This is a genomic window from Methylomonas sp. BG-2 (assembly GCF_057766305.1).
Genome location: NZ_JBYMAP010000003.1, coordinates 33,335 through 45,950, shown reverse-complemented (window position 1 = coordinate 45,950; position 12,616 = coordinate 33,335). Strand labels below are relative to the sequence as shown.

Below are 12,616 nucleotides of genomic sequence, written 5' to 3'. Positions count from 1 at the left end.
CAAAACCGTGCATGTCCGGCCGTCGTCCAGCTACCATGCCAGTCTGGCCGCGTTGAACGATCGCTTGAAAAGCGCCGGCAAGGTCCCGGTCAACATTGTCACCGTGCCCGACGCCATTGAATACGAAGATTTAATGGAAATGCTGAACGCCGGCTTGGTCGGCATCATCATTATCGATGATTGGAAGGCGGACATTTGGGCCAAGGTGTTGCCCAATATCACCGTGACCGATGTGCCGGTGCGTTCCGCCGGCCAATCGGGGTGGGTTTTTCGCAAGCAAAGCCCCGAATTGCAGGCAGTGTTGCAGGACTTTTATGTCAACGATGTCAAAAGACACCGTTTGATCGAACAAACCCTGGTGGCTTTCAATAAAAACATCGAACAGATCCGGAACAATACCGCCGATCAGGAATGGCGCCGTTTCGCCGATATGTTGAAACTGTTCGAAAAGTACGGCGACCGATACCGCTTCGACCCGTTGATGCTGGCAGCCCAAGGTTTTCAGGAATCGCAACTGCAACAAAGCGCCCGCGGGCCGACCGGCGCGATAGGGGTAATGCAGGTGTTACCGTCCACCGGCCGGAGCCTAAACGTCGGCGACGTGCGGCATTTGGAGGCCAACATCCACGCCGGCGCCAAGTACCTGGACGATTTGATGGCGCGTTACTTTAGCGACGTCGAATTTCGCGACGACGACCGAACGCTTTTTGCCTTCGCCAGCTACAACGCCGGCCCCGGCACCATCACCCGCTTGCGCCGCGAAGCGGAAAAGCGCGGCTTCGATCCCAACCGCTGGTTCAACAATTTGGAATTGGTCGTGGCCGATAGAGTGGGCTGGGAAACCACGACTTACGTGCGCAACATTTATAAATACTATGCGGCTTACAAGCTGCAGTTGGCGATTCAGCACCACCAGCAACAAACGCGCGAGCAATTCGTTCCCTAACAAGCCAGTCGCCGAACCGTCTCTCGAACGTCTTTTTGTCCCGGAGTCGGCTAGAATATCGAAGCAATCGGCAGGCTGTACTGTGAATATTGCCCTCCGCCGGAAATCCCTCAATATCCAGCGCCGCCGACCGAACATTCATTCAATGCCCAAGAAACGTTTCAATTTATTAACCACGCAACCGGTGCTAGCGTCAGCGGCCGAATCTCCAACAGGCCATCTAGGATGACCGGGTTTTGGTTTGGCCTGGACGCTAACTGCGAGTCGCCGCTCAAAACTGTCCGCAACGTCCATGAATATCTCTTTTGAAATTGTGCCTAGAAGCCTTGCGGCTTTCGATGAACAATATGCTTTCGTCCAAGGCTTGGGTCACGGTATTAATATCGTCAACATACCGGACATCCAGCGTTTCGACACCCGCAGCTGGGAATTGGCGGCGCGCATCGATCGCGGCAAATATCGCTTTGTTCCGCATTTTCGGGCGATCGATTTCAAGATTGAGAGCGGCGAGTTATACCGCATCATCGAGCAGTATCAGTTGGACAGCGTATTGCTGGTCACCGGCGATCCGCCGGAAGGCTTGAAACGGGCTTTTTACAACACCGACGTCGTGGATCTGATTCGTGCGACACGCCAGCGTTTTCCCGAGCTGAGCATCTACGCCGGTTTCGATCCGCATCGGCAGGGGCTGCAGGACGAGTGCGATTACATCCAGCGCAAGGCCGATGCCGGCGCGACGGGGCTATTTTCGCAACCGTTCTACGACAGCCGCATGGTGGAGATTTACGCCGAGCAAGTCCGCGGTCTGGAAACGTATATTGGGATCAGTCCGATCACCACCAAGGCGTCGATGAACTATTGGGAAGTCAAAAACAAGGTCAAATTTCCGGCCAATTTCCGTCCGGATTACGATTGGAACGTTGCGTTCGCCAATCAGGTGATTCGGTCCGCTGCCGCCACCGATCTACATGTTTACTTCATGCCGATCCGGATCGATTTACAAAAATATTTCGAAAGGATCGATTTGCCGCGCTGACTTGCATGGACCCCGCGCCGTGCAAGGACAGGCATCGGTTTTCCCCGAAACGGGCCAGAAACGTGATGCAGTGCTATAATCCCTTCGGCCCTTTTTGGGTTTTGGCCTTCGGAATCAATGACTATCCGAGTGAAGTTAAATTGGGAGATGATGGATGCTGAGACGTAACTTAGAAAATCACAGCAACAAACAAGACGAGGTGGAGCTCTCTCGCCGTAGTTTTTTCGGCCGTTTCGCGGTCGGCGCTGTCTTATCTATAGCGATGCCCGGCGTGGTGCAGGCCGCAAAAAAGGCGGCTGCCAAAACTGACCACAAGCATGGCGCGGCAAACGCCGGCAGAACCGCGGTGCGATTACCCAAGCCTGCCGCGAAGGCGGCGCGGGAAACCCACAAGGCTGGCCTCGGCCGGGGAGCAGCCAAGTCGCCGATGACGGTCGCGAGCCGATCGGCAAAATCCGCGCGAGCGGAACACGGCCATGCCCATCAGGCTTTGGCGGACCACCGCGGCGGCATGCATAACAGTCGCGTGCATGACGTTTACGGCGGAAAAAAACACGGCGTTACAACGGAATATCACTACGCCAGTCGGCATAGTTATCACGGCGGTAGAGTGCATTCGGAGATTCAACCGATCCAACGCGATTTAGTGTTGCCGGGTCCGCGCGAGCCGATGTTTTTAGCGGATCGGGGTCGCTTGGTGAATCACCGTTCGCTGGCGTTTCAAAATCCGCATACCGGCGACCACTTGAATCTGACCTATTTTGAAAAAGGCCGCTACCTGAGCGATGCGTTGAACGAAATCAGCTTTTTGCTGCGGGATCACCGCACCGATGATGTTCACCCCATCGATCCGGAGCTTTTGGATCAGTTGCACGACCTCAAGCAAATGTTGGGTTTGAGCCAGCCGTTCGACGTGATTTGCGGTTATCGCTCGCCGTTAACCAACGCCAAATTACATGCCGAGCATTCGGGCGTCGCCAATAACAGCTTCCATATGTATGGCCGGGCCGTCGACATCCGTATCGAACGCTTCGACCTGCGGCGTATCCACAATGCGGCGGTGGCAATGCATCGCGGCGGCGTGGGCTATTATCCGGACTCGAATTTCATTCATCTGGATACCGGAACGTTCAGAACCTGGAGTTTGTAACTCGCCAGCCCATAAAAAAAGCGCCGTTACAGGCGCTTTTTTTATGGGTATCCCAAATTACGGATTGGCCGGGAGCTCGGAGGCTTTGTTTGCCGCCAACTGATTATTGGCGGCGGCATTCGGCGCTGACGGGTTTTGCAATTTTTGCAGGGCTTTTTTCAATTGCTCGTCCTGCCCGTAAATATCCGGATAAAAGCGCAACTGGTTCTGGTGATCGACAAACGCAGTGCCGTAATAAAACAACACCGGTACCGAGCGCTTCAAGGTAACGTGGCGAGTTTTCGGCGCCGACATGGCCAATTTGATACTTTCCTTGTCCCAGCCTTGTTGGTCGCCCAACACGAATTCGGCCAGCTGCTCCGGCTCGGAGACCCGGACGCAACCGTGGCTCAAGTCGCGGCGCTGGCGATTGAAGGCGGCCCGGCCCGGCGTGTCGTGCAGATAAACGTCGGCGGTATTGGGGAACACGAATTTGACGCGCCCTAGTGGGTTTTTCTTGCCGGGCCGTTGCCGGGCGCGCAAATAACTGCCGCCGCCGCGTTCCTCGCTGTTTTGGTGGCGAACCAGTTCGATATCCTGGCTGGCAAGATAGCCTTCGTTGTTGGCGGTTTTAGGTAAGATTTCCTTCTCGAAAATGCTTTTCGGAATATTCCAGTACGGCATGAATTCCAGGTATTTCATCTCTTCCCAGAGCAGCGGCGTCTGATTGTCCGGGGATTTGCCGACAATGACTTTCATGTTCAGTGGATTGGCGTCGTCGGTCGAGTTGAAGGCCCATAGCTCGAAAGCCGGAATGTTGACGACTATCATCGGACCGTCGGCCGGATCGGGAATCCAGCGAGCCCGTTCCATCGCGAGTTCGATTTGCGCGATTTTTTCGCCAACCGATTGCGTGTTCAACGCCGCCAGTGTTGCCGGACCTATCACGCCGTCGGCCTTCAAGCCTTGCTGTTGTTGCAACTTTTTGACCGCTTCGACCAAATCGCTGGAATAGGCTTCGTCCCCAGTTTGCCGGGAATCAACTATCCCCAGCGCGACCAGACGTTGACGCAAAATGGCGACCTGCGGATGCCGATCGCCGGGCCGTAGCGCGCGTCCGGGTTTGAATTCAGCCAGATCGCTTTGCCGGTCCAGTTGTCGCAGCCGATTCAGCATCTGTTTTAGCTGTTGATATTGCTTGGCTTTTGGCTCGAAAGCTTGGACGAGTTCGGGCAGAGTCTGCTTATCCAGATGCTGCTTGACCAAGCCCGCCACATCCAAGGTCGGCTTCGGGGCGATATGCACCGGATAGCCGACTTCGCGGGGCTCGACCTGACCCTGGCGCAGCTCGTGCAGGAAACGCACTAACGACACCGTCAATGCCACGTCGTGGCCGGCGATGGCGTTTCCGGTCGGATTGACGTCGCCAATTAAATTCCGGATGCGTTCGGCGTCGTAATTGACCGGATTTAATGCATCGCTAGGTGCATTATTCAAAATATCGATCAAATCGCGCAGATTCTTTTCGGAGCGAGTGGCGGAAAACCAAATCGGCTGAAAATTGCTGTTGCGGTAGACCTGATTGACGAGTTCGCTAACACGGCTGAAATCGGCGCGCAGCAGCAAGGGGTGTTGTTTGCTGAGCAGTATCGCGCCGATGGGATTGTCGGCCGGAACCGCCATTTCGGGTGGGCTTGCCTGGCTTGGGAGCGTGGTTTCCAGCGTCGGCGCGGCCGCGGGGACATCGGCGCCTAGCGCTGGGCCGTGAGACGCCGCAAGGCAGGCTAGCAACGTAAACCAGGCAGGCCGGCGGCGAAAATCTATTGAGGCGCGTGGTTTAAAAGTCATGGTCAAACGGTCGGATTTCCAGATGCGACAGTACGGTCGTTTGCTTATCGGCGGATATTGGCCAAATTCAACGCCATCATCGTTTGCTAATTCTACCTTGTTCTGCTGACAATTGAATCGGTAACCGACCTTTTCTGAAAAACCTATTTACGGTTCAGCGAATTAGGCGTGTCGTGGCTGTCTAAAAATAGCATGGAGCGGCGTTTTGACTAGTTCAAGCGCGCAATTGCGTCAAGCTGTCGATCGCACGCGGCATACGTTTAGTTGGGTTGGCGCCAAAGATCGGCGGCATCAACTTGTTGCGGAATCGTCGCGGCGCCAGTGGCCGGATTTGCCGCCGATTTTTTCCGCCAAGCGTACCGATTGTATCGTCATACCGCGATCGACCGCCTTGCACATGTCGTAAATCGTCAATAATGCTACCTGGGTGGCATTCAGCGCCTCCATTTCGACGCCGGTTTTCCCGGTCGCTTTAACGGTGGTTTGACAATAAACCCGATTGCATTCGGGTTGCGGTTCCAGTCGAATCTCGACATGGGTTAACGGCAGCGGGTGGCACAACGGGATCAACTCGGCGGTTTTTTTGCTGGCCATGATGCCGGCGATTCGGGCAATCCCCAGTACATCGCCTTTTTTATGACTGCCGGACATAATCAACGCCAGGGTTTGATCCAGCATCTCGATATAGCCTTCGCCGACCGCCGTGCGCTCGCTAACGGCTTTATCACCGACATCGACCATGTGGGCTTCGCCAATCGCGTTAAAATGAGTGAGGGTTGCTGGCATCTGGGTGTCCGGTGTAGTAAAACGGGACCGTATTGTATTCTCCGGAAAATTGTTATGTCGATTAAAGTCCTCTATTTCGCCAGCCTGCAAGATCGAGTAGGGCGGCAGGCCGACGAATTCGCCTGGGACGGCCCGATTTCGGTCGGCGCGCTTTGGCGGCGCCTGAATCCCGATCTGGCGTGGCCGGATAATATGTTGATTGCAATCAATATGGATTATGCCGCTACCGACACCGCGCTAAGCGACGGTGACGAAGTGGCCTTTTTCCCGCCGGTGACCGGAGGCTGACGTGACGATACGTATCGTGGAGCAAGCGTTCGATCCCTGGCCGTTATTGGCGGAGTACGAGCGATCCGAACTGGGGGAGCATATTGGAAAATTCGGCGCGGCCGCGGTATTCGTCGGTAGCATGCGCGATTTCAATCTCGGCGACGGCGTTGTCGGCATGGCATTGCAACATTACCCCGGCATGACCGAGAAGCAATTGGCCGGCATCGTGCTTGATGCCCGCGCGCGCTGGGCACTGCTGGATACCTTGGTGATCCACCGGGTCGGCGAGGTACTGCCAGGCGATTCGCTGGTGCTGGTCGCGGCATGGGCCGAGCATCGCGGCGACGCCTTCGACGCCAGTCGCTATATCATGGAAGCGTTGAAAAGTCGGGCGCCGTTTTGGAAACGGGAAGCCCTGGCATCCGGGCAGAGTCGCTGGGTCGAAAAAAACAGCGCCGGTTACAAAGTCTGAGCGGCTCAGCCGGCTGGGCGGCCCATGCTCGCCGGACTTTCGGTTTGATAACCGACGGCTCCCATCTCGTCCAAATCGCCATTGCTCTGCAATTGGCGCTGTAGTTCGGCGATTTGTTGATTGGCTTGACCGATCTGCTGGCGCAAATCAGCGATCATCTCATGCAAATGTTCGAAATGTATTTGAAAGTAGCGCGCCGACGGGAAACTATCGGCTGCAACGGCTAATACATCGCCGTCGGCTTTGGCGTGGGACGAGCGTCTTGGTTTTATCATGAGCTACACCAGTTTTTCCTTGTCCGGCGGCGAAATGCGGCCGGGCTATTTTCGGGGTTTCACTAAATAAGACGTTTCAGCGGCGAAAAACCCCATCCGGAGTACAAAAAATTTTAGCCCAATCAAGCGGGTCCAGGCTCAACGGCTGAATCCTGCGCTGACGCACCGCCTTCGAGGCGGCCGAAGTTCGCCTAACACAGCGTGATTTGGCGTTGGTGCAAGGCTTGAATATTGGGTTGTTTGGTAATTGTCAATAATGCGGAATTCGGCAATCTGTCGAAGATCAGATTGATCATTGCCAATTCGCCATCCGGATCCAAGGAGTCGAAAGCTTCCTGCATCAATATCCATTTCGGCTTGTGCAACAGCAAGCGCACCATGCCCAGCCGCTGCTGCTGTTCGCGCTCCAGTGATTTTGCCCAGTCGTCGAATTTGTCGAGAGGCTCGATCAGTTCAGGCAAGCCGGCCAATAACAGCGCGGCTTCCAGATCCTCGTGCTTGACTACCGTACCGGCGGCCGGGTAACAAATCGAGTCGCGCAAGGTGCCGGTCGGCAAATAGGGGCGGGGTGGCATGAACATCAAAGGTTCGTCGTCGGGCAGTTCGATGACGCCCTCGCCCCACGGCCATAAGCCGGCAATTGCCTTGAATAATTTGTTACCGGAAAATGCGTTGCCGCCGATCAGGATACGCTCGCCACCGCGAATCTCCTCGTTCAGATTGGCGATGCAGACGATGGAGTCCAGCCGAGCGATACACAAATCGTGAAAACGCAGTACCGAATCGGTGCTTTTTTGGATTTGAATGCGGTGCGGATCGGGTTTGGCGATTTCGCGTTCGAGCTGGTTCAAGCCTTGGCTCAAACCCAGCACGCGTTCCACCGAGGCCCGCCATTCGGCCACCTTGCCCATGTTGTCGACCGGCCAGGACAGCGCCGATACCGTGTGCTGAAAGGCTTGAGCCGATTGCATCAAAGCCCCGAGCGTGATGCTGCCCAAAATGTAACGCGGCGCGGACACTAGAATCGGAAAAGCCATCGTCAGGACCGAATAGCCGGAGCTGAACAGCATGATCTTTTCCCACGCCTTGGTTTGTTCGTGCCAGGCCGAGACAATGTCGGCAAACAAGGTTTGAAAATGTTGTTTTTCATGGGGTTCGCCGTGAATCAGCGCGATGGCCATCGAGTTCTCCCGTGCCTTGACCAAGCCGAAACGGAAATTGGCCTCGACGGTTTGGCGGCTGTCGGTGGCCTTGATCAGCGGCCGGCCAATCAGCCAGCCCAGCGTCGAGGCGGTGGCGGCGTAAATGAGCGCTAACCAGACTAGATGGCCGTGAATGGGTACCTGCACGAACAGCAGATCCAAGGTAACCGTGCCGGACAACGACCAGAGTATCTCGGTAAAGCTAATCAATAGCAGCACGCAATAGAACAAGGTATGAAACAAATCCACCGCGTATTCGGTGGCGATCCGAATATCCTCGGCGATCCGGCCGTCCGGGTTGTCATGCTTGCCGGGAATGTGGGTGACCAGATAATGACGGCCCTTGTGCATCCATTGGCCGAGTATTGTTTCGGTCAGCCAAGCGCGCCATTCCAACTGTAATCGGCGTTTGACTTTCAGGTGGGTAACGGTGATGCCGATGTTGGCGCCGAAGATCAGCAATATGGCGCCGACTTGGGCCCAGAGCTTAGTCATGTCGTGCTGGTCCAACGCATCGAACAGGTCGGCGCTCCATTCGGTAATGATGACTGAAATCGCGATTTGCGCGACGGTCAATCCGATTAGAGATAGCGTCAGGCTACGGCTTAGCGCCTTGTTTTCGGCGTTCCAGAACGGTCCAGTCAATTGCAGAAACTGAACCAGAAATTTACTTGAGCGTTGCAAAACACGTCCCCCCAAACAGTCTGGGGGCGGACTATAGCAAAGATCGGCGGAAAAAAGCGATTTTCGCTTAGCGGCAGCATCGAGGCGGCGCAAACGCGCCGCCTCGACCGATGGCTTAACGTTTCATTGAATCGAAAAACTCGGCGTTGGTTTTGAAGTCCTTGAGTTTGCCCAGCAGGAATTCGGACGCCGCCAATTCGTCCATCGGTTGCAGGATTTTGCGTAGGATCCAGGTTTTTTGCAGTTCGTCGGGATCGACCAGATATTCCTCGCGGCGGGTGCCGGATCGATTGATATTGATGGCCGGATAGACGCGCTTTTCGGCAATCTTGCGTTCCAGATGCAACTCCATGTTGCCGGTCCCCTTAAACTCCTCGAAAATCACCTCGTCCATCCGCGAGCCGGTTTCGACCAGCGCGGTGGCGATGATCGTCAAGCTGCCGCCTTCCTCGATGTTACGCGCGGCGCCGAAGAAGCGTTTGGGCTTTTCCAACGCATTGGCGTCGACACCGCCGGACAGCAATTTACCGGATGAAGGCACCACCATGTTGTAGGCGCGAGCCAGACGGGTGATCGAGTCTAACAGAATGACTACATCGAATTTGTGTTCCACCAAGCGGCGGGCCTTCTCGATTACCATTTCGGCCACCTGAACATGGCGGGTCGCCGGTTCGTCGAAGGTACTGGAAATGACTTCGCCGCGCACGCAACGCTCCATTTCGGTCACCTCTTCCGGACGCTCGTCGATCAACAACACGATCAGGTAACAGTCAGGATTTTTCTCGGCGATCGCATGGGCGATAGCTTGCATGATCATCGTTTTACCGGCTTTCGGCGGCGATACGATCAGTCCGCGCTGGCCCTTGCCGATAGGCGCGACCAAGTCGATGATGCGGGCGGTGAGGTCTTCGCTGGTACCGTTGCCTTGTTCCAGGCGGAAACGCTTGTTGGCGAACAGCGGGGTCAGGTTGGAAAAGGAAATCTTGTTTTTGGACTGCTCGGGAGATTCGAAGTTGATGCTTTCGACTTTCAGCATCGCAAAGTAACGTTCGCCTTCTTTTGGAGGTCTGATCTTGCCGCTTACCGTGTCGCCGGTGCGTAGGCCGAAACGTCTGATCTGGCTGGGCGAAACGTAAATGTCGTCGGGTCCGGCTAGATAGGATGCACCGGGTGTGCGCAAAAAACCAAAACCGTCCTGCAAAATCTCCAATACCCCGTCGCCAAATATGTCCTCGCCGCTTTTTGCCTGTTTCTTCAAGATCGAAAAGATCAATTCCTGCTTTCGGGCTCTGTCTATGTTTTCCAGTCCCAGGGACTCGGCTATATTGATGATTTCACTGACTTGTTTAAGTTTTAACTCGGTAAGATTCATGATGTTTTAGGGAAAAAAGAACACGTAAAGCAGCAGAATGCCGTTTACAGCGGGGGTAAGTGTGTTGTTGGAGTTGTGAGTTCGGGCGGCTAAGGGGCGTGCGGGATATACGCTGCCGCGAATTCTAGCGCAATAACCGGACTTAGCAAACTTAATTTGTCAGCGGTCCGGTTAACGTCGAATACGGTAAATTTAGAGGTTGCTATCGATGAAGGCAGCCAATTGGGATTTGGTCAGCGCGCCGACCTTGGTAGCTTCGATCTCGCCACCCTTGAAGATCATCAGCGTCGGGATGCCGCGCACGCCGTAATGTTGCGGAGTTTTGGGGTTCTCGTCGATGTTCAGTTTGGCCACGGTCAGCTTGCCTTGATATTCCGAGGCGATTTCGTCCAGAACCGGGGCGATCATTTTGCAAGGGCCGCACCATTCCGCCCAATAATCAACCAGAACCGGCCCGCTGGCTTTCAATACGGTATCGTTAAACTCCGCGTCCGATACATGAAGGACTAGGTCACTCACGCCAATCTCCAATAGTTTGCAAAGTCAAGACTATAGTTTCGTCCCGCTTCGATTGTCAATCGATTTCAAACGCTACGGCTTTTACGGTATTCTATCGAGTTATGAAAAAAACAATTTTGACGGAAACCCGTTTTAGCAACCTGGAGTTGTCAGACTCCATTATCAAAGGTTTGAAAGAAGCCGGATTCATCCAATGCTCGCCGATCCAGGACAGAGCATTGCCGATTGCGTTACGCGACCGCGATGTCGCCGGCCAAGCCCAAACCGGTACCGGCAAGACCGCCACATTTTTGCTAGCGACCTTTCAGCGCTTAATCAACGATGAAAGCGAAAAGATCAAAAACCCCAGAGCATTGATTTTGGCGCCGACCCGTGAACTGGCAATCCAGATTCACAAGGATGCCTTGGCGCTGAGCCGTTACCTGAATCTGAAATTCGCGCTGATCTACGGCGGCACCGATTACCAAAAGCAACTGGATAAATTGAAAACCGATGTTGACATCATCATCGGCACACCGGGCCGCATTATCGACTTTTACCGACAAGGCGCGTTCACGTTGGACAATATTCAGGTGTCGGTGATGGACGAAGCCGACCGGATGTTCGACCTGGGCTTCATCAAGGACATACGCTTTTTGCTGCGCCGGATGCCGCCGCCGGAAAAGCGTTTGAATCTGTTGTTTTCGGCCACGCTGTCCTACAAGGTCACCGAACTGGCCTACGAACACATGAACAACCCGGTCATGGTCAAGATCGAAACCGAGGAAGTCACGTCCAAGGCCATCAATCAGTTTGCGTTTTGTCCGGCCAACGACCAAAAAATTCCGCTACTGCTTGGCTTGTTGAAATCTCACCAGCCGGTGCGCAGCATCGTGTTTGTCAACACCAAGCGTTGCGCCGAACAACTCGACGATTATCTGCACGCCAATGGCCACAAGGTGGCGATGTTGAGCGGCGACGTGCCGCAAGAAAAGCGCCAGCGCCTGCTCAACGATTTTCAGGAAAACCGGGTTACCTTGTTGATCGCCACCGATGTCGCGGCGCGCGGTTTGCACATTCCGGACGTCTCGCACGTGTTCAATTACGATCTGCCGCAGGACGTCGAAGATTACGTGCACCGTATCGGCCGCACCGCTCGTTTCGGCGCCAGCGGCGAAGCGATCAGCTTTATTTGCGAGGAATACGCCTACTCGATGCCCGACATTGAGGATTACATCGGCGAAAAAGTACCGGTACGCGCGATCGACCCGGAATTGCTGATCGAAGACGTGATCAAGCCGGAGCGGCGGGAGCCGCGCGAACGCGTGCCCGCTCACGGCAAACGGCCGCCGCGCGGCGATAAACCAGACCGCGATCGCCGGCCGGGGCCGCGCCGCGAGCACGGCCAAACCGCTACAGCAGCCCCGGCATCAGCGCCCGAAAATCTTCCACGGCCGGAAACTCCGTAATCGCCCGACTCGGCCGGCGGCTGTCCGGTTTGCTGATCGATACCAGATGGGCAATCCCGAACGCCGCCGCCGATCGCAATACCGCCAAGCTATCGTCAACCAGCAAGGTCCGCTGCTTTTCGAACACATGCTGATCTTGCAGGATCTGCCAAAAACCGCATTGCTCCTTGGCCAACCCGTAATCGTGGGAACTGACGATGCGATCGAAAAAGCGCTGCAAACAGGTTTTTTCCATTTTCAGGCTCAAGCTATCGCGATGGGCGTTGGTCACCAACAATAAACGTCGGCCCCGGCCACGCGCCGCCTCCAGAAACTCGACGACGTGCGGATGCACGGCGATCAGGCCGGCCAATTCCTGCTTCAAGCCGGCGATATTTAACTTGAGTTCCTCGCTCCAGTAATCCAGGCAATACCACTCCAGCTTGCCTTCCATCGCCTTAAAACGCGGCGCCAGCTCCGCTTTGGCGGCGTCCGGCGTCAGGCCGTGCAGTTCGGCGTAGCGCAGGGGTACGAATTCCTGCCAGAAATGATTATCGAAATTCAGGTCCAGCAGCGTGCCGTCCATGTCCAGCAGCACGGTATCGATTTCTCGCCAATCCAGCATCGTCTCTCAACTGTTGTTGCGCCGG

At 55.3% G+C, this 12,616-nt stretch carries 13 protein-coding genes; 6 read left to right on the top strand and 7 right to left on the bottom strand.

The genetic code is table 11. The features are described 5' to 3' along the window. The 3 genes from AC3B8H_RS00800 to mepK all read left to right on the top strand — a co-directional run. On the top strand, window positions 1–946 hold a 946-nt coding region (locus AC3B8H_RS00800), incomplete at its 5' end, for an MltF family protein (RefSeq protein WP_488439724.1). Between the two features lie 292 nt (window positions 947–1,238). After that, window positions 1,239–1,982 (top strand): methylenetetrahydrofolate reductase, encoded by a 744-nt coding sequence (locus AC3B8H_RS00795; protein ID WP_488439723.1) that lies wholly within the window; start codon window positions 1,239–1,241, stop codon window positions 1,980–1,982. A 154-nt stretch (window positions 1,983–2,136) separates the two neighbouring features. Continuing rightward, entirely contained in the window at window positions 2,137–3,132 is a 996-nt protein-coding gene (mepK, locus tag AC3B8H_RS00790; protein WP_488439722.1) for a peptidoglycan L,D-endopeptidase MepK, read from the top strand. A gap of 57 nt (window positions 3,133–3,189) precedes the next feature. Here the strand turns inward: mepK and AC3B8H_RS00785 are convergent, their stop codons facing one another. Further along, window positions 3,190–4,794, bottom strand: a complete 1,605-nt coding sequence (locus AC3B8H_RS00785) for a L,D-transpeptidase family protein (RefSeq protein WP_488439721.1) — start codon at window positions 4,792–4,794, stop codon at window positions 3,190–3,192. Window positions 4,795–5,250: 456 nt separating this feature from the next. Then, window positions 5,251–5,745 carry a cyclic pyranopterin monophosphate synthase MoaC gene (gene moaC / locus AC3B8H_RS00780; protein WP_488439720.1) on the bottom strand — a complete coding sequence of 165 codons (495 nt, stop codon included), beginning with the start codon at window positions 5,743–5,745 and terminating at the stop codon, window positions 5,251–5,253. Window positions 5,746–5,799: 54 nt separating this feature from the next. Between moaC and AC3B8H_RS00775 the strand changes: the two genes are divergently transcribed. Next, window positions 5,800–6,033, top strand: a complete 234-nt coding sequence (locus AC3B8H_RS00775; RefSeq protein WP_488439719.1) for a MoaD/ThiS family protein — start codon at window positions 5,800–5,802, stop codon at window positions 6,031–6,033. Window position 6,034: 1 nt separating this feature from the next. Next, complete coding sequence (locus tag AC3B8H_RS00770; protein WP_488439718.1) at window positions 6,035–6,487, top strand: molybdenum cofactor biosynthesis protein MoaE; 453 nt, start codon at window positions 6,035–6,037, stop codon at window positions 6,485–6,487. A gap of 5 nt (window positions 6,488–6,492) precedes the next feature. Here AC3B8H_RS00770 and AC3B8H_RS00765 read toward each other — a convergent pair whose 3' ends face one another. From AC3B8H_RS00765 to trxA, 4 genes are all read right to left on the bottom strand, one after another. Beyond that, complete coding sequence (locus AC3B8H_RS00765; protein WP_488439717.1) at window positions 6,493–6,762, bottom strand: hypothetical protein; 270 nt, start codon at window positions 6,760–6,762, stop codon at window positions 6,493–6,495. 191 nt (window positions 6,763–6,953) lie between these two features. Next, complete coding sequence (locus AC3B8H_RS00760) at window positions 6,954–8,648, bottom strand: ABC transporter ATP-binding protein/permease (RefSeq protein ID WP_488439716.1); 1,695 nt, start codon at window positions 8,646–8,648, stop codon at window positions 6,954–6,956. A 115-nt stretch (window positions 8,649–8,763) separates the two neighbouring features. Next, on the bottom strand, window positions 8,764–10,020 hold the full coding sequence (gene rho / locus AC3B8H_RS00755) for a transcription termination factor Rho (protein WP_064025460.1): 1,257 nt from the start codon (window positions 10,018–10,020) through the stop codon (window positions 8,764–8,766). 192 nt (window positions 10,021–10,212) lie between these two features. Then, the gene (trxA, locus tag AC3B8H_RS00750; RefSeq protein WP_064025458.1) at window positions 10,213–10,539 is read right to left on the bottom strand and encodes a thioredoxin TrxA; all 327 of its coding nucleotides are present in this window, start codon (window positions 10,537–10,539) and stop codon (window positions 10,213–10,215) included. A 101-nt stretch (window positions 10,540–10,640) separates the two neighbouring features. Between trxA and AC3B8H_RS00745 the strand changes: the two genes are divergently transcribed. Beyond that, on the top strand, window positions 10,641–11,987 hold the full coding sequence (locus AC3B8H_RS00745) for a DEAD/DEAH box helicase (RefSeq protein ID WP_488439715.1): 1,347 nt from the start codon (window positions 10,641–10,643) through the stop codon (window positions 11,985–11,987). Here AC3B8H_RS00745 and yrfG read toward each other — a convergent pair. Beyond that, window positions 11,932–12,591 carry a GMP/IMP nucleotidase gene (gene yrfG / locus AC3B8H_RS00740; RefSeq protein WP_488439714.1) on the bottom strand — a complete coding sequence of 220 codons (660 nt, stop codon included), beginning with the start codon at window positions 12,589–12,591 and terminating at the stop codon, window positions 11,932–11,934. The two genes, AC3B8H_RS00745 and yrfG, sit on opposite strands and share 56 nt — an antisense overlap. Window positions 12,592–12,616 lie beyond the last annotated feature (25 nt).